Annotated in this window: 14 protein-coding genes, 1 tRNA gene and 1 pseudogene; 8 read left to right on the top strand and 8 right to left on the bottom strand. The window is 71.5% G+C overall.

Annotated features, from left to right (window positions below):
• Window positions 1–25: 25 nt before the first annotated feature.
• From araB to ACFZDK_RS12140, 5 genes and pseudogenes are all read left to right on the top strand, one after another.
• Complete coding sequence (gene araB, locus ACFZDK_RS12160; RefSeq protein WP_390971919.1) at window positions 26–1,681, top strand: ribulokinase; 1,656 nt, start codon at window positions 26–28, stop codon at window positions 1,679–1,681.
• A 23-nt stretch (window positions 1,682–1,704) separates the two neighbouring features.
• Complete coding sequence (gene araA, locus ACFZDK_RS12155) at window positions 1,705–3,222, top strand: L-arabinose isomerase (protein ID WP_390971918.1); 1,518 nt, start codon at window positions 1,705–1,707, stop codon at window positions 3,220–3,222.
• Window positions 3,223–3,236: 14 nt separating this feature from the next.
• On the top strand, window positions 3,237–3,971 hold the full coding sequence (gene araD / locus ACFZDK_RS12150) for an L-ribulose-5-phosphate 4-epimerase AraD (RefSeq protein WP_390971917.1): 735 nt from the start codon (window positions 3,237–3,239) through the stop codon (window positions 3,969–3,971).
• A 5-nt stretch (window positions 3,972–3,976) separates the two neighbouring features.
• Window positions 3,977–4,357 carry a VOC family protein gene (locus tag ACFZDK_RS12145; RefSeq protein WP_123970535.1) on the top strand — a complete coding sequence of 127 codons (381 nt, stop codon included), beginning with the start codon at window positions 3,977–3,979 and terminating at the stop codon, window positions 4,355–4,357.
• 161 nt (window positions 4,358–4,518) lie between these two features.
• Window positions 4,519–4,865 (top strand): annotated as a pseudogene (locus tag ACFZDK_RS12140) (site-specific integrase); the annotation flags it as partial.
• 49 nt (window positions 4,866–4,914) lie between these two features.
• Here ACFZDK_RS12140 and ACFZDK_RS12135 read toward each other — a convergent pair.
• A tRNA-Gly gene (locus ACFZDK_RS12135) sits at window positions 4,915–4,988 on the bottom strand.
• A gap of 271 nt (window positions 4,989–5,259) precedes the next feature.
• Between ACFZDK_RS12135 and ACFZDK_RS12130 the strand changes: the two genes are divergently transcribed.
• From ACFZDK_RS12130 to ACFZDK_RS12120, 3 genes are all read left to right on the top strand, one after another.
• Entirely contained in the window at window positions 5,260–5,427 is a 168-nt protein-coding gene (locus tag ACFZDK_RS12130) for a hypothetical protein (protein WP_355710238.1), read from the top strand.
• Window positions 5,428–5,535: 108 nt separating this feature from the next.
• Window positions 5,536–6,111, top strand: coding sequence for a dCTP deaminase (gene dcd / locus ACFZDK_RS12125; RefSeq protein ID WP_133023558.1), 576 nt, complete (start codon window positions 5,536–5,538; stop codon window positions 6,109–6,111).
• Window positions 6,112–6,121: 10 nt separating this feature from the next.
• Window positions 6,122–6,622, top strand: a complete 501-nt coding sequence (locus tag ACFZDK_RS12120) for a phosphoribosyltransferase family protein (protein ID WP_390971916.1) — start codon at window positions 6,122–6,124, stop codon at window positions 6,620–6,622.
• Window positions 6,623–6,695: 73 nt separating this feature from the next.
• On the opposite strand, the gene ACFZDK_RS12115 is transcribed toward ACFZDK_RS12120, so the two are convergent.
• The 7 genes from ACFZDK_RS12115 to ACFZDK_RS12085 form a co-directional block, all read right to left on the bottom strand.
• Window positions 6,696–7,658: a YIP1 family protein gene (locus ACFZDK_RS12115; protein WP_390971915.1), complete on the bottom strand. Its 963-nt coding sequence runs from the start codon at window positions 7,656–7,658 to the stop codon at window positions 6,696–6,698.
• Window positions 7,659–7,803: 145 nt separating this feature from the next.
• Window positions 7,804–9,243, bottom strand: coding sequence for an FG-GAP-like repeat-containing protein (locus ACFZDK_RS12110; RefSeq protein WP_390971914.1), 1,440 nt, complete (start codon window positions 9,241–9,243; stop codon window positions 7,804–7,806).
• Window positions 9,244–9,245: 2 nt separating this feature from the next.
• The gene (locus ACFZDK_RS12105) at window positions 9,246–10,694 is read right to left on the bottom strand and encodes an FG-GAP-like repeat-containing protein (RefSeq protein ID WP_390971913.1); all 1,449 of its coding nucleotides are present in this window, start codon (window positions 10,692–10,694) and stop codon (window positions 9,246–9,248) included.
• Window positions 10,695–10,762: 68 nt separating this feature from the next.
• Window positions 10,763–12,232 (bottom strand): FG-GAP-like repeat-containing protein, encoded by a 1,470-nt coding sequence (locus tag ACFZDK_RS12100; RefSeq protein WP_390971912.1) that lies wholly within the window; start codon window positions 12,230–12,232, stop codon window positions 10,763–10,765.
• A 133-nt stretch (window positions 12,233–12,365) separates the two neighbouring features.
• The gene (locus ACFZDK_RS12095; RefSeq protein ID WP_390971911.1) at window positions 12,366–13,847 is read right to left on the bottom strand and encodes an FG-GAP-like repeat-containing protein; all 1,482 of its coding nucleotides are present in this window, start codon (window positions 13,845–13,847) and stop codon (window positions 12,366–12,368) included.
• Window positions 13,848–14,030: 183 nt separating this feature from the next.
• The gene (locus tag ACFZDK_RS12090; RefSeq protein WP_390971910.1) at window positions 14,031–15,092 is read right to left on the bottom strand and encodes an aKG-HExxH-type peptide beta-hydroxylase; all 1,062 of its coding nucleotides are present in this window, start codon (window positions 15,090–15,092) and stop codon (window positions 14,031–14,033) included.
• 41 nt (window positions 15,093–15,133) lie between these two features.
• Complete coding sequence (locus ACFZDK_RS12085) at window positions 15,134–16,342, bottom strand: FxsB family cyclophane-forming radical SAM/SPASM peptide maturase (protein ID WP_390971909.1); 1,209 nt, start codon at window positions 16,340–16,342, stop codon at window positions 15,134–15,136.
• Window positions 16,343–16,497: the final 155 nt, after the last annotated feature.

The raw sequence follows: 16,497 nt of genomic DNA, 5'->3' as shown, positions 1-16,497 counted from the left end.
CCGAACGAGAGAGGTGGATCGCCCCGTGTCTGAAGAACCCTGTGTCGTGGGCGTCGACTTCGGCACCCTGTCCGGCCGTGCCGTGGTGGTACGGGTCGGCGACGGCGCGGAACTGGCGTCGGCGGAGCACGTCTACGCCCACGCCGTCCTCGACCGGAGCCTGCCCGACGGCACCCGGCTGCCCCCCGACTGGGCCCTGCAGGTGCCATCGGACTACATCGACGTGCTCCGAAACGCCGTACCCGAGGCCCTCGCCCGCGCCGGAGTACAGCCGGAGCAAGTCATCGGCATCGGCACCGACTTCACCGCCTGCACGGTCCTGCCGGTCCTCGCCGACGGCACGCCGCTGTGCGAACTCCCCGGCCTGGAGAACCGCCCGCACGCCTACGTCAAGCTGTGGCGCCACCACGCAGCCCAGGGCCAAGCCGACCGGATCAACGCGCTGGCCGCCGAGATGAAGGAGCCGTGGCTTGAGCGGTACGGCGGGAAGATCTCCTCGGAGTGGGAGTTCGCCAAGGCGCTCCAGGTCCTGGAGGAGGACCCGGAGATCTACCGGCGCACCGAGCGGTGGCTGGAGGCGGCCGACTGGATCGTGTGGCGGCTCTGCGGCACATACGTCCGCAACGCCTGCACAGCCGGTTACAAGGGCCAGTACCAGGACGGCACTTACCCCTCCCGGGACTATCTCGCCGCCCTGAACACGGACTTCGCCGACTTCGTGACCGACAAGCTGGACCATCCCATCGGCCAACTCGGCGATCCGGCCGGGGTGTTGACCGCCGAGGCCGCCGCCTGGACCGGGCTGCGGGAGGGCATCACGGTCTGCGTCGGCAACGTCGACGCCCATGTCACCGCCCCGGCGGCGGTCGCCGTGGAACCCGGCCAGATGGTCGCCATCATGGGCACCTCCACCTGCCATGTGATGAGCTCCGACCAGCAGGGTGTCGTGCCCGGCATGTGCGGGGTCGTGGACGGCGGCATCCTCCCCGGGCTGTGGGGCTACGAGGCCGGGCAGAGCGGCGTAGGCGACATCTTCGGCTGGTTCGTGCGCACGGGCCTGCCCGCCGAGTACGCGGAGCGCGCCGCCGCGGCCGGCCAGACCCCGCACGAGTACCTGACCGCCCTCGCGGCCGGACAGAAGGTCGGCGAACACGGCCTCCTCGCCCTGGACTGGCACAGCGGCAACCGCTCCGTCCTGGTCGACCACGACCTCAGCGGCCTGCTGATCGGCCAGACGCTCTCCACCCGCCCCGAGGACATCTACCGCGCCCTGCTGGAGGCCACCGCCTTCGGCACCCGCACCATCATCGACGCCTTCGAGTCCGCCGCCGTACCGGTGACGGAACTGATCATCGCGGGCGGCCTGACGAAGAACGCCCTGCTCATGCAGATCTACGCCGACGTCACCCGCCGCCCCCTGAGCATCATCGGCTCCACCCAGGGCCCGGCCCTCGGCGCCGCGATGCACGCCGCCGTCGCCGCCGGGGCGTACCCCGACATCCGTGCCGCGGCCCACGCCATGGGCAAGGTCCACCGCCGGGTCTACCTGCCGGACCCGCAGCGCGTGGCGGCCTACGAGCGCCTCTACTCCGAGTACCGCGTGCTGCACGACTACTTCGGCCGCGGCACCAACGACGTCATGCACCGCCTGCGCCGCATCCGCGCGGAAGCCTCCGTCTGAGCCACTGTGAAAGGAACCCCCTCATGACCACTTCCGAAAGGCCCCACGACAGCCAGGAGATCTGGTTCCTCACCGGAAGCCAGGGCCTGTACGGCGACGACGTGCTGCGACAAGTGGCCGACCAGTCCAGGAGCATCTCCGAGACCCTCGGCCGCCCCGGGAAAATCCCGGTCAGGATCGTGTGGAAGCCGGTCCTCACCGACGCCGAGTCGATCCGCCGGATGTGCCAGGAGGCGAGCGCCTCCGACGCCTGCGTCGGCGTAATCGTGTGGATGCACACCTTCTCCCCGGCGAAGATGTGGATCGCCGGACTCAGCGCCCTGGACCGGCCGTTGCTGCACCTGCACACCCAGTACAACCTGTCGCTGCCCTGGCCGAGCATCGACATGGACTTCATGAACCTCAACCAGGCCGCCCACGGCGACCGGGAGTTCGGCCACATCGAGTCCCGCGTCGGCGTCGACCGGAAGATCGTCGCCGGGCACGCAACCGACCCGAGGGTCGTCAGACGCGTCGCCGCCTGGGCCCGCGCCGCCGTCGGCCGCCACGCCTCGCGGACCCTGCGGCTGGCCCGCTTCGGCGACAACATGCGCGACGTCGCCGTGACCGAGGGCGACAAGGTCGAGGCCCAGCTGCGGTTCGGCTTCTCCGTCAACACCTACGCCGTCAACGACCTGGTCGCCGTGGTCGACGACGTCGAGGACAAGGCGGCCGCCGAACTCGCCGACGAGTACGTGGAGTCGTACGACGTCGTCCCGGCCCTGCGCCCCGGCGGCATCCGCCACGACTCGCTGCTGTATGCCGCCCGTCTCGAACTCGGCCTGCGCGCCTTCCTCACCGAGGGCGGCTTCACCGCCTTCACCACCAACTTCGAGGACCTCGGCGGGCTGCGCCAGCTCCCCGGCATCGCCGTCCAGCGGCTGATGGCCGACGGCTACGGCTTCGGCGGCGAGGGCGACTGGAAGACCTCCGCGCTGCTGCGCACGATGAAGGTCATGGGCGCGGGGCTGCCCGGCGGCACCACGTTCATGGAGGACTACACCTACCACCTCGGCCCCGGCATCCCGCGCGTCCTCGGCGCCCACATGCTGGAGGTCTGCCCCACGGTCGCCGCCGCCCGCCCCCGCTGCGAGATCCACCCCCTGTCCATCGGCGGCCGCGAGGACCCGGTCCGCCTGGTCTTCAACGCCTCCGAGGGGCCCGCCGTGGTCGTCGGCCTCTCCGACCTCGGCGACCGCTTCCGCCTCACGGCCAACGCCGTCGACGTCATCGCCCCGAGCGAACCCCTGCGCCGCCTGCCGGTCGCCCGCGCCGTGTGGAAGCCGCGTCCGTCCCTGGCGGAATCGGCGGAGAGCTGGCTGCTCGCCGGCGCCCCGCACCACACCGTGCTCAGCTCGGCGGTCGACGTCGAGACCCTGACCGACTACGCCTCCATGACCGGCGTCGAACTGCTCACCATCGACGAGAACACCGCCACCGAGCAGTTCGCCAAGGAAATCCGCTGGAACGCCGCCTACCACCGCCTCGCCCAGGCCCTGTGACGAAGGAGACCACGATGACCGCAGTTGTCCGGGAGGGCCTGCGCCAAGAGGTACTGGAGGCGAACCTTGCCATCCCCCAGGTCGGCCTGGCGACCCTGACCTGGGGAAACGTCAGCGGGGTCGACCGCGAGGCGGGCGTGTTCGTCATCAAGCCTTCCGGGGTCCCCTACGAGGCCCTGACCATCGACGACCTGGTGACGGTCCGCCTGTCCGACGGAGCGGTGGTCGAGGGCGACCTGCGCCCCTCCACCGACACCGAGACCCACCGCTGCCTGTACCTGGCGTTCCCGTCCGTCGGCGGCGTGACCCACACCCACTCCACCCACGCGGTCGCCTTCGCCCAGGCCCGCCGGGACATCCCCGTCCTCGGCACCACCCACGCCGACACCTTCAACGGCCCCGTGCCGGTCACCCGCGACCTCACGAAGGAGGAGTGCGCGAAGGACTACGAGTACAACACCGGCCACGTCATCGTGGACCTCCTCGACGGCGACGACCAGCGGGCCGTCGAGGTCCCCGCCGCCCTCGTCGCGGGCCACGGCCCCTTCACCTGGGGGGCCACCGCCCGCAAGTCCCTGGAACACGCGATCATCTGCGAGGCGGTCGCCGACATCGCCCTCCACACCATGTCCCTCTCACCGACGACTCCGCCACCCCCTCACCTCCTGGAGCGCCACTACACCCGCAAGCACGGCCCCGACGCCTACTACGGCAATCCGACGACCCCGGCGGCCCCGGCGACCCGGTGACGGCGATGCACAGAAGCCGCGTATACGCCGTACTGATCGACACACCCGAAGCCGACGCCGCCCGGGCAGCGGACTTCTGGTCGGCAGCGCTCGGTGTGACTGCCCAACCGTTTCCACCGGCACCGCAGTTCACCACGCTCCACCAGGCCCTGCCAGGGCTGATCACCGCAGTCCAGGCGGTCGACGACGCACCCCGTATCCACCTCGACATCGAGACCGACAACGTCGAATCGGAAACCGCGCGCCTGATCGCTCTGGGCGCCGAGCAGATTTCACAGTGGCAGGAGTGCTGCGTGCTACGAGTGCCTGGCGGTCATCTGCTGTGCGTACTACCTGTGGAGAGCGACCCCGACACGTTCCGGGCACAGGCACACGTCTGGCCATGACGAATAGACGAATATTCGAGCGGTCCCGGGCGGCCGGCCCGTTACCCCCGGGTTGGCCGAGATCGTCGAGGGGATCGTGGTTCAGGGGGCGGGGACGAGGGGCGGCTCTCCCCAGTCGGCCGCAAGGGCCTGCTTGAGGGCGTCGAGCGCGTCGACGGTCGGGCGCCCCCTTCAGGCGCAGCACCTTCGGCCGGAAGTGGCGCAAGGCCCGTACCGTCGTCGGCGTCCCCGAGGGCTTCCGGTTCTACGACCTTCGCCACACCGGACACACGCTCTCGACCCGTTCCGGTGCCACCCTCAAGACACGATGGTCCGCGTCGGCCAGTCCTCCGAGAAGGCCGCGCTGATCTACCAGCACTCCGACGACGACCGACAGCAGGAAGGTGCAGCCGGCCTCGATGCGACCGTACGCAAGGCACGCCGGCAAGCTGCTGCGACCATGCCAGGACATGAGCCCACCGCCCCCGACGATCAACCATCTGGCACGAATCTGGCACGTGACAACTAATCACCACGGACAACAAAAGGGCCCAGGTCGCTGACCTGGGCCTTCTCCATGGAGCGGGTGACGAGAATCGAACTCGCGCTCTCAGCTTGGGAAGCTGATGTTCTACCATTAAACTACACCCGCGTAAGACGCCGACGGGGCCGGTGTCCGAACGCTCGCTCACTGTACCTCATGGTGGACCCCCGGTGCTGGGACCGTGGGGTTCGTCTGTGTTTCAGGGGTGTGATCCGGCTGCGGCGGGCCGGAGTTGGGGCGTACGGTGGGGATGTGGGAGAGGGTCCGGGTGGGCCGGAGTGCCGCCTGGAGAGCCGTCCCTTTGATCCCGTAATGTGGCTTTCCGTCGTCACGGCAGTAAGCCCAACGCGGCTCCTGGGGAAGGGACTCAAGGGACTTGATGGAACGCACCGTCGTCCGCTGTGCCGAAGGGCACGTGTTCAGCACCGCTTCGTTCCCGATGCAGCAGGCCGAGCGGCTCGGCCCCGGCCGGCTGGTCCGGTGTCCGAAGTGCGCCCGGCTGCGCAGTGTCGTGCCGGTCGCACTCGAGAAGCATGAGCCGGCATAGCCGCATAGCGGCAGAGGCACAGCAGAAGCAGTAGGAAACAGCAGTCACACAGGCGCGTGGACTCGTCACGATTGTCGTGGGTCCGCGCGCCTTGCGTATCCTCGGGGCGTGCTTCTCTCAGACAAGGACATCCGGGCCGAGATCGACGCCGGGCGGGTACGGATCGATCCCTACGACGAATCCATGGTGCAGCCGTCGAGCATCGACGTGCGGCTGGACCGGTTCTTCCGGGTGTTCGAGAACCACCGGTACCCGCACATCGACCCCTCCGTCGAGCAGCCGGACCTCACCCGGCTCGTGGAGCCGGAGGGCGACGAGCCCTTCATCCTCCACCCCGGTGAGTTCGTGCTCGCCTCGACGTACGAGGTCATCTCGCTTCCCGACGATCTCGCCTCGCGGCTGGAGGGGAAGTCCTCGCTCGGGCGGCTCGGGCTCGTCACCCACTCCACCGCCGGGTTCATCGACCCGGGGTTCAGCGGGCACGTGACCCTGGAGCTCTCCAATCTCGCGACCCTGCCCATCAAGCTGTGGCCGGGCATGAAGATCGGGCAGCTGTGCATGTTCCGGCTCTCCTCCCCCGCCGAGCACTCCTACGGCAGTGAGCGCTACGGCTCCCGCTACCAGGGGCAGCGCGGACCCACCGCCTCCCGCTCCTACCTCAATTTCCATCGGACGCAGGTGTGAGGGGCCGACCATGAGCGCTGACATACGGGAGAATCTGACGTACGAGCGGTTCGGGGTCGCTGTGCGCGAACTCGCGCAGGTCATCGCCGACGACGGGTACGAGCCGGACATAGTGCTCTCCATCGCGCGCGGCGGGGTGTTCGTCGCCGGTGGGCTCGCCTACGCCCTCGACTGCAAGAACCTGCACCTGGTGAACGTCGAGTTCTACACCGGGGTGGGGACGACCCTCGACATGCCGGTCATGCTCGCGCCCGTCCCCAATGTCATCGACTTCAGCGACAAGAAGGTCCTCATCACGGACGACGTCGCCGACACCGGCAAGACGCTCAAGCTCGTCCGCGACTTCTGTCTGGACACGGTCGCCGAGGTGCGGTCCGCGGTGATCTATGAGAAGTCCCACTCCCTCGTGAAGTGCGAGTACGTGTGGAAGCGGACCGACGACTGGATCAACTTCCCGTGGAGTGTCGAACCGCCCGTGGTGAAGAGGGCCGGGCAGGTCCTGGACGCGTGAGGTAGGTGCGCAGGCACCGAAGAAGGGCCCCCGGCGAGGCAGCCGGGGGCCCTTCTCATGTCGGCGGTGCCGCTCAGAACGTGCCGAGTTTCACGATCGACAGCAGCGCGATCAGCTGGATCGCCGACGCGCCCAGGGCCTTCGGCCAGGGGAGGTCGTGGGACTTGCCGACCATCAGCGTGAGCAGGGCGCCCGCGGCGATCCAGGTGACCCAGCCGAGGATCTGGACGAAGCCCGCGTCGCCGCCGAAGAACATGGCGAAGAGGAGACGGGGGGCGTCGGTGATCGACATGATCAGCATGGAGAGGCCGACCGTGGGCTGCCAGGCCCCGTCGCCGCCCAGCTGGCGGGCGAGGGTGTGGGTCACCACGCCGAGCACGAACGCGGAGATCACCATCGCGATCGCCGTCACCAGGACGATCGGGACCGCGTTGGTGAGGGTGGCGTTGATCGCGTCCGAGCGGGCGCCGTCGAAGCCGAAGACGGCGAGCAGGCCGTAGAGGAAGGTGACGATGAGGGCGGGGGCCCACATCGCGTAGTCCCGCATCTGGAGGAAGGTCTGGTTGGGGGCGAGCACGATCCCCCGCAGCAGGTCCTTCCAGTGCAGGCGCGGCCCGATCGGACCGGACGGCGCCGCCGAACCGGCGTGGTAGGTCGCACCCTGCGTGTACGCGCCGGCCTCGTCGACCGAGAAGGCCTGGGTGTGGCCCGGCTGGTTCGCCGCGTACGGGTCGGGGGCGCCGGGGCCCTGGCCGTCCTGTCTTCCGTAACCGCCGTAGCCGTTGTCGTCGCCGAAGTACTCCGGGCCGTCGCCGCCGGGCTGCGTCCGGCCCGGGTGCCCGCCACGCGCCTGCGGCCAGCCGGACCCGCCACCGTGGTGCGGGTACGGCTGCGGGGCCGCCGGGTGTCCGTACGACGGCCCCGGCTGCCCCCCGTAGTTCTGGGGCGGCGCCTGCTGCCCGTACGCGGGTTGTTGCGGTCGCGTGTGCGGGGCACGGTCGTCCCGGCCGCCGCGTCCGATCCTGAATCCAGCCACGTCCTCGAACGTACCTGGTCCCGCGGAGGCGTGTGCGGGCTCGGCCGCCCGAGCCCGCCATTGCGGCAGACCTGTGACATCCCCTAAGGGCGACCTAAGGGGAATCCAAGGGCAGACCCTGAAGTCCCCTGCCGGTCGCCGGTACTCACTGCCCGAACAGGGAACCCAGCCCCGCGGCCGACCCCGACACACCCACCGACGCCGCGTGGAAGGAGACCGCGCCGGTCGTCGTCAGGCCCGTGGCGGAGCCGGGCAGGGTCCATACCGCGCCCTGTCCACCGTTCTCGTGCCGGGCGCCGACCGCCAGATCGGCCCGGTGGTCGCCGTCGAGGTCGGCCAGGCGGACGGCGCTGCCCCAGAAGTCGTCGGTCTCGTTGAGGTCCGGGACACCGGGCGTGTTCTGGGTCCAGCGGGTCGCGCCCTCGCCGGTCAGGCCGGCGGCGGAGCCGCGCAGCAGCGTGACGGTGCCGGTCTGCGGGGCCGCGGTGACCCCTTCGTAGGGCGTACCGACCGCCACGTCCGCGTAGCCGTCGCCGTCGACGTCGCCGACGGAGAGCGCGGCGCCGAACGAGGAGGTGCCCGGCGCCCGGGTGGCGCCCGGAACGCCGGGGCTGTCCTGGGTGAGGGCCGCCTGCGGGGTGGGGCTCACGCCGTGGGCGCCGCCCAGGTAGGCGAGGACCTCGCCGGGCCCGGCCGTGTCGTTGTAGACGAGGACGTCGGAGGTGACGATGTCGTCGTAACCGTCCCCGTTGACGTCGCCGAGGACCGCCCGCTGCTTGCCGCCGTCCACCAGCATCCGCAGCGCCTTCGGCCGGGAGTCCGCGCCCAGGTACACCAGGTTGCCGTCGACGTATTCGCCGCTCCCGGTCCGGAACCTGCCGCTGATCACCAGGTCGTCGACGCCGTTGCCGTTGATGTCGCCTGCGGCCAGCGACCGGGAGCCGTAGCTGTCGCCGGTGGCCAGGGAGGGCACCACCCAGGTGCGGGACGCGGCTCCGTGGGTCTTGGTGAAGCCGCCCCGGAAGATCTGCACGTCGGCGCCGGTGCTGCCGACGGCCAGGTCGGCCCGGCCGTCGGCGGTGAAGTCGCCGACCGCCAGGGACATGCCGAAGCGGTGATGGGAGGAGGCGGCCGGGTCGGGGACGGTACGGCCTCCGGTGAGGCCCTTCGCGCTCCCCCAGAGGATCGTCACCGTCCCGGCGCCGCCGTTCTCGCCGTCTGCGCCGACGACCAGGTCCGCGTAGCCGTCGCGGTTCAGGTCCCCGGAGGCGAGCGCCGAGCCGAACGCGTCGCCCTTCTCGGCCGTGCCGGGGACGGCCGCCGAGTTCTGGGTGACGACCGTGCGGTGCGAGGCCCGGACGCCGGACGCGGAGCCGTAGGTGACGACCACGGCACCGGCCCGCGACCGGCCGCCGACCGTGGCGCCCGGGGCGGCGGTGGCGAGGTCGTGGTAGCCGTCGCCGTTGAAGTCGTCCGCGTAGGGGGCGAACACGGCGGGCGCGGGTGTGGCGGAGGCCGGTGTGGCGAGCGGGACGAGGCCCGCGGTGAGGAGTGCGGCGAGGGGCGCCGCCGTACGGACGCGCATGGTCAGCCCTCCAGTACGTCGCCGAAGTAGGCGGTGCCCGACGGGCCGCCCAGGGTGGTGCCGGTGAAGGTCTTGGAGCCGCTTGCCGTGACGCCGGCGGTGGTGGACTTGAAGAGCCAGACGGTGCCGGCGCCGCGGCTCTCGCCGTAGGCACCCGCGATCAGTTCGGCGCGGCCGTCGCGGTTGGCGTCGGTGAGACGGACCGAGGAGCCGAAGAAGTCCTGGGACTGGGCGGTGCCGGGCACGCCCGCGGTGTCCTGGGAGAAGAGCTTGGCGCCGCTGCCGGTCAGGCCGCTCGCCGAACCGCGCAGCACGGTGACCGTGCCCGCCTGCTTCTTCGTGCCGAGCGTCTCGGCGTAGGCGCCGACGGCGATGTCCGCGTACCCGTCGCCGTTGACGTCCCCGGCGGACAGGCTCCAGCCGAAGCCGTCGTTCTTCTCGCCCTTCTCCGGCACGCCCGCCGTGTCCTGGGTGATCCGGACCGGCGTACGGCCGCTGAGGCCGCCGGCCGCGCCGTACGTCACGGTGACCGCGCCGCCGAGGCCGCCGTTGGGCTCGGTGGCCGACTTCTCCATGAAGTTGCCGGTGACGATGTCGCCGTAGCCGTCCTTGTTGACGTCGGCGATGACCGCGTCGTAGCCGCCGGCGAGCTTCTTGCCGACCTTGAGGGTGCCGCCGGTGGCGCTGGTTCCGGTGTAGAGGACGCTGCGGGTGCGGTAGTCGCCGGAGGCGGTCTCCTCCTGGCCCATGACCAGCAGGTCGGTCTTCCCGTCGCCGTTGACGTCGCCCGCGATCAGCTTGTCGGAGTAGATCGTGGTCTGGTCGACCGTGTCGATGCCGACCAGGGCGGCCGCCTTGCCCTTGCGGGTGAAGGGGCCGCGGAAGATGTTCAGGGACGGCGTGGAGTTGTTGCCGACGGCCAGGTCGGTGTGGCCGTCGCCGTCGAAGTCGCCGGCCGCCAGCGCCCAGCCGAGTTCGTTTCGGTACCTCGGCAGCGGCGAGGTGAGGTTGCTGGCGCCCTTGAGGCCGCTCGCGCCGCCCCAGAGCACGGTCACGTTGCCGTAGGAGTCGGTGCTGCCGATCCGCTCGCTGTGCACGCCCACGACCAGGTCGGTGTAGCCGTCGCCGTCCAGGTCGCCGGAGGTGAGCCGGTCGCCGAAGTAGTCGCCGGAGGCCGGGGTGCCGGGGACGCCGGTGGTGGCCTGGCTGATGATCTGGCGCTTGGTGGTGTCGAGGCCGTTCTTGGTGCCGTAGACGACCGCCACGTAGCCGGCCCCGGACTTGCCGGAGACCTTGGCGATGGGCGCGGCGATCGCGAGGTCGCGGTAGCCGTCGCCGTTGAAGTCCCCGGACAGGCCCGAGGGGGCGGCGGAGGCGGTGGCGGCGGGCAGGGCGGTGAGCAGGCCGGTGGTGAGGGCCGTGGCGAGGAGCAGGGTGGTGCGCTTGTGCATGGATTCCCCCCGTGAGGTGGTGAGGCGACGCGGCTTCGGGTGAGCGCGCGTCAGCCAGTGAGCGCGCGTCAGCCGGTGAGGCCGGTGCCGAACGCGCCGTACGTGCGGGAGAGCCCGAAGGTGCCTGGGCCGAAGGACTTGGCGCCGGTGGCGGTGATGCCGGAGGCGCTGCCGCGCAGGGCGGTGACCGCGCCGACGCCCTCGTCCTCGAAGCCGGCCGCGACGGTCAGGTCCGCCTTGCCGTCCTTGTTGACGTCCGAGAGCACGAGGTCGGAGCCGAAGTAGTCCATGGACTCGTTGGTGCCGGGGACCCCGGTGGTGTTCTGGGATATCGTGCGGGCGCCGGTGCGGGAGACGCCGTCGGCCGAGCCGTTCATCAGCACGACGAGACCGGTGTCCTCGGCCGCGCCGATGTCCTTGAAGACGACGCCGATGGCGAGGTCGCCGTAGCCGTCGCCGTTGGTGTCCCCGATGGAGACGGAGCCGCCGAAGCCGTCGCCCTCCTTGTCGGTGCCGGGGACGCCGGTGGCGGACTGGGTGAGCTCGGCCATGGGGGCGTCGCCGTTGACCGGGCCGCCCTTGCTGCCGCGGATGACGGTGACCTGGCCGCCGAGGGTGCCCGTGTGGTCGTCCTCCTTCGCGAAGACGTTGCCGATGGCGATCTCGTCGTAGCCGTCGCCGTCGATGTCGCCCAGGGCGAGGGAGGTGCCGCCGTTCAACGGGCGCGGCTTGGTCGTGACCACGCCCGTGGACGCGCCGAGGTAGGCGGCGCCCTTGGACCAGCTGCCCGACGGGTCCGAGGCGAGCGCGGTGCGGTAGGTGAGGACGAGGTCGGCCTTCTTGTCGCCGTTGGTGTCGCCCGCGGCGAGCGCGTCGATGCCGAACTCCGCCTTCTCCGGGGTCGGGACCTTCTGGGTACCGCCGGTGGTGCCGGACTTGGTGAAGCCGCCCTTGACGATGTAGGCGTACGACCCGGCCGTGCCGGACGCCAGGTCCGCCTTGCCGTCGCCGTTGAAGTCGCCGGCGGCCAGGACCGAGCCCCAGGCCTCGTGCTTGGTCGCCGAGGGGTCCTTGACCGTCGTACCGTTCTTCAGGCCGCTCGCCGAACCCCACAGGATGGTGACCGAACCGCCGTCGGTGTCCGTGCCGTTGTCCTCGCCGGGCGCGCCGACGGCGAGGTCGGTGTAGCCGTCCTTGTTGAAGTCGGCCACGGCGAGCGCGTCGCCGAAGAAGTCCTCGGTCTCGGCGGTGCCGGGGACACCGGTGGTGTTCTGGCTGACGATCGTGCGCTTGGCGGGGTTGAGCCCGGAGGAGCTGCCGTAGACCACGGCGACGTACCCGGCCATGTTCTTGCCGCCGACCTTGGCGTAGGGGGCGGCGAAGGCGACGTCGCCGTAGCCGTCGTGGTTGAAGTCGGCCTTGTAGGCGCGGGCCGTGGCGGCGGACGCGGCGGGGGCCGAGAGGGTCAGCAGTCCGCCGGTCAGCGCGGCGGCGGTGACGGTCGCGAGGGCGAGGCGACGGCGGTGGTGTCCGTTCACGGGAGAGAACTCCTGTAGTCGGCGTGAAGGGTGACGGAGGTTCACGGGTCCGCGGGTGTGCGGGGGTGCCGGAAGACCCTCTCCGTACGGGGTACGGGGTACGGGGAGGGTCTTCCGGCCGGTGGATCGTGGATCAGTCGCCGAAGATGGCGCCGAACTGCGGGACGCCGGTCGTCGAGATGCCCACCTTGCCGGCCGCGAGGGCCCGCGAGCCGGTCGTGGTGATCTTCGAGCCGTTGGACGGCAGGTAGGTCACCGCGCCGTCGCCGCCGTTCTCGTACGAGCCGACGACCAGGTCGGCCCGGCCGTCGCCGGTGACGTCGTCGAGCTTGACGTCGGCGCCGAAGAGGTCGTTCTTCTCGTCGTCGCCGGGGACGCCGGCCGTGCTCTGGGCGAAGGACTGGGCGCCGGAGGCGAGGTTGATCCCGGTCTTCGCGCCGTACAGGACGGTGACCTGGCCGGTGTTGGTGTTGCTGCCGATGTCCTCGTTGGGCGTGGAGACGACCAGGTCGGCGTAGCCGTCGCCGTTGACGTCACCGAGGTCGAGGTCCCAGCCGAAGCCGTCGCCCTTCTCCGAGGTGCCGGGGACGCTGCCGCTGTTCTGGTTGAACATGGTGGCCTTGCCGGGGCCGGAGGCGCTGCCGTAGGTGATGGCCACCCGGCCGCCCTTGGCGGAGTCCGGGACGGCGGTGCCCTCGCTGGTGGTGGTGTCCCAGGAGGCGCCGCTGACGATGTCGCCGAAGCCGTCGCCGTTGATGTCGCCGATGCCGGTGACGATGCCGTTCTTCAGGGCCTTGGCGCCGGTGGCGGTCAGGCCGTTGGAGGTGCCCGGCAGCCAGTAGTTGGTGTTCCAGTGGTTGCTGGTCTTCGTCTCGTACCCGTCGACGATCAGGTCGGTACGGCCGTCGCCGTTGACGTCACCGGCGGTGAGGTGCATCGGGCCGTAGGGGTCGGAGTTGCTGCCGGGCTCGATCGGCGGCTTGACGGTGTAACGGCCGCCGGGGGTGCCGGTGCTGGAGAAGCCGCCCTTGAACACCCACAGGGTGGCGGCGGAGCTGCCGACGGCGAGGTCGGCCTTGCCGTCGCCGTCGAAGTCGCCGGCGGCGAGGTTCAGACCCCAGTAGTCGTGGCCGCTCGGCGACGGGTCCTTGATGTCGACGCCCTTGCCGGTGAGCCCGCTCTTGGAGCCCCACAGCAGGGTGACGGTGCCGCCGTTGGTGTCGGTGCCGACCTTCTCGGACGGCGCGCCGACGGCGAGGTCGTCGTAGCCGTCGCCGTTGAAGTCGGCGTACGCCAGGTCGTAGCCGAAGTCGTCGCCGGCCTCGGCGGTGCCGGGGACACCGGCGCTGTTCTGGCTGAGGGTGGTGCGCTTGGTGGTCGTGACGCCGGAGGCGGAGCCGTAGAGGGCGACGACCTGGCCGGCGTTCTTGTGGCCGCTGACGTAGGCGGTGGCCGCCGAGGTGGCGATGTCGCCGTAGCCGTCGCCGTTGAAGTCGGCGCGTGCGACCTTGACGGAGTCCGCGGCCGATGCCGAAGCGGCCGAGAACGTGAGCAGACCGCCTGTCAGCGCGGCCGCGGTGGCCGTCGCGAGGGCGAGTCGCGGGAACGTGTGCATGCGGGTTGTCTCCTGCGGCATGCGGGGGCCGTCCGCACCCGGCGGACGTCCGGACTCGAAGCTGTCCGGCGCTCAGGAGACCCCCTTGAAGGGGTAAGGGTTGTACGTGAGTTCGATGAATTCTTGGGACTGGCTGTGAGCTGTGGTGTCCGGTGTCCGGCACGGACCGGCACGGCGCCGGGCTCAGTCTCCGCTCAGCCGGGCGAGGGCCTCGCGCATCCCCTCGGTGAAGCGGCGGCCGGCCGGGAGGAGTTCGCCGCTGCCGAGGAGCGTGTCCACGGCACCGCAGGTGTACCCGTACCAGGTGGCGTGCTCGCGCTCGGCCCGGGGACACGGCGCGACGGCCCGCCGTTCGGTGTGCCAGAAGTCGCAGACGCCCAGGTGGGCGTAGGTCCCCTGGAGGAGCGCGTCCAGCGGCCGGGGGTCGGGGCGCCAGGGGGCGTGATAGCGGGCCGATGACGCCGGTCCGTGCAGGGGGACCAGGTCCAGCAGGGCCCCGAGCTGGATGTGCAGGAACTCGTGGACCAGGGTGAGGGCCAGGAGCACGGGATCGCCGGGCGGGGAGAGGGCGACGGCGCCGTGGGCCCGGCGGGCCGCGGAGCTGACCGATGTGCCGCCCGGCACCGGGCGGAGCGGCACCAGGGTGGACACGCAGGCGGCGACGGCCCGGGCGTGCCAGGGATGCCGGCGGACCAGGATCTGCCAGGCACCGTCCAGGGCCCGCTGCCACTGCTCGACCTCGTCGGAGCCCAGCGGCTCGGCGGGGGTGTAGCCGTGGACGTCGCGGAACGGGCCGCGGTCGGCCAGCCGCAGCCGCAGCACCACGCCGTCGCACTCGGTGGACAGCCGGTGCGGTCCGGACAGCGCGGCCGGTCCGCCGTCGACCAGCTCGCCGAACCAGGAGAGGTCGGGCCGACCGCCGTGCGCACACCCGGCCAGAACCCGGGCCAGGCCCTCGTCCAGATAGGGGTGGAGCATCGTCTCCCGCCAGCGGTCCGGATCGTCGCGGGACAGCGCGGCCAGCCGCCGGTACGCCTCGTCGAAGCCGGTGCCGGTGCCGGGCGGCAGCGACCGGCGGACGGCCACCAACAGCAGCTTGCGTTTGCTGAGCTGGCCGCGCCTCAGCTCGGCCACGGCCGCGGTGCCGCCGCGGGCGCGGGCGACGGCGTCGAACAGGTCCGGTGCGAAGTCGTGCATGACGAGGGTGCCGAGGGCGGAGGGTGGGACGGAAGGCGGTACGGGCACGGGGGCTTGCTCCTCGCGGGTGGACCGGGCGCCGGGCGCCGTCATGTCGCCGCCGGCTCCACCGCCGCGCGGAACGCCGTGACGCCCGGGCGCAGCCGGTCGGCGATGTGGTCGACGAGGACGGCGAGATCCCGGCAGTAGACGGACGGGGCGGCGAAGGGGGTCGGCGCTGACCCGGGATGGTAGCGGTGGGCGTACAGGCCGCCACCGCAGACCGTCGCGCGGGGGCAGGCGGTGCAGACGGGGCCGAGGCCGGCCAGCCCGCGCTGCCGGGCCCGGAAGGCCTCGTGGCGGGCGGCGTCGGCGAAGGTGTGGCGGAAGACGTCCAGACCGGTGTCCGGGGCCCCGGGATAGGTCACCTTGAGCGAGTCGGCCTGCTCGATCGTGCCGTCGGTCTCGACCACCACGAGGTCGACCGGGGTCAGTCCGACGGTCTCGCTGCGGGCGGCACCGCCGAGGAGCAGCACCAGGATCTCCTCGAAGAGCCGGATCCCGGTCTCCCGGCGCGGTGCGTCGTACCACCGGTCGAACACCGCGCACAGCCAGCGCGCGTACGGCACCGGTTCCTCGGGGACGGCGCCGGGCGCCGTGCGGGGCGGGCCGGTCCGGTCGGCCAGGCCGGGCGGCGGACTGTCCCAGGTGCCGTGCGGCAGGAGGAGGTTGAGCTGGGGCGGTGCGAACTCCAGCAGCGCCTCGTAGGTCTCGACGGGGTCGGCGGCCAGGTCGACGGTGCACAGCACCCCGGCGTAGAGGGCGCGGTAGGGCCCGTCGGCGAGGAGGCGCAGCGCCCGTGCCACGTCGGCGTGGCTGCCGCGGCCGTCGGGGCGCCGGCGGTGCCGGTCGTGCGTGGCGGCCGTGCCGTCGAGGCTGACCCCGACCCGGACTCCGTGGCGGGCCAGGACCGGCAGCAGTGCGGGGTCCTCCACCAGCCGCAGGCCGTTGGTCTGCAGGGTGAGCCGCAGTTCCGCCACCTCGTGCAGGGCGTCGGCGAGTTCGCGCAGCAGGGCGTCCAGCCGCACCGCCCCCACCAGCAGCGGCTCACCGCCGTGCAGGACGACGTGGACCTCGGTCAGGCCGTGCCGGCGGGCGTGCTCGGCGATCAGCGCGGCCGTCCGGCGCACGGTGCCCGGGGCCATGACACGGGGGCGGTCGCGCCAGCTCTGGTCCACCGACTCGTAGACGTAGCAGTAGTCGCACGCGAGATTGCAGCGACTGTGGATCTTCAACAGGAACTGCCGGAACGGGACCATGGGCCAGCCTCGCTGGGGCGCACCGGAGCCGCTCCCGCCGACGGCCGGGCCGACACGGGAACGGGTACTGGCGGGTGGCGGCATCCTACAGCCCGTCAGTTCCCGGACTCACCGGTTCCAGGACGGCCCGCACTTCTGCCGCGGCACCATGCGCC

It is taken from the genome of Streptomyces sp. NPDC007901, assembly GCF_042959465.1.
In the GTDB taxonomy this organism is placed as follows: Bacteria; Actinomycetota; Actinomycetes; order Streptomycetales; family Streptomycetaceae; genus Streptomyces.
This window is presented reverse-complemented; position numbering and strand designations above follow the sequence as displayed.

Bases quoted from the DNA above. Each gene is read 5' to 3' on its own strand.
- araA (WP_390971918.1), top strand. From the start codon at position 1,705: ATGACCACTTCCGAAAGGCCCCACGACAGCCAGGAGATCTGGTTCCTC.
- araD (WP_390971917.1), top strand. From the start codon at position 3,237: ATGACCGCAGTTGTCCGGGAGGGCCTGCGCCAAGAGGTACTGGAGGCG.
- ACFZDK_RS12145 (WP_123970535.1), top strand. From the start codon at position 3,977: ATGCACAGAAGCCGCGTATACGCCGTACTGATCGACACACCCGAAGCC.
- ACFZDK_RS12130 (WP_355710238.1), top strand. From the start codon at position 5,260: ATGGAACGCACCGTCGTCCGCTGTGCCGAAGGGCACGTGTTCAGCACC.
- ACFZDK_RS12120 (WP_390971916.1), top strand. From the start codon at position 6,122: ATGAGCGCTGACATACGGGAGAATCTGACGTACGAGCGGTTCGGGGTC.
- ACFZDK_RS12110 (WP_390971914.1), bottom strand. From the start codon at position 9,243: ATGCGCGTCCGTACGGCGGCGCCCCTCGCCGCACTCCTCACCGCGGGC.
- ACFZDK_RS12105 (WP_390971913.1), bottom strand. From the start codon at position 10,694: ATGCACAAGCGCACCACCCTGCTCCTCGCCACGGCCCTCACCACCGGC.
- ACFZDK_RS12095 (WP_390971911.1), bottom strand. From the start codon at position 13,847: ATGCACACGTTCCCGCGACTCGCCCTCGCGACGGCCACCGCGGCCGCG.
- ACFZDK_RS12085 (WP_390971909.1), bottom strand. From the start codon at position 16,342: ATGGTCCCGTTCCGGCAGTTCCTGTTGAAGATCCACAGTCGCTGCAAT.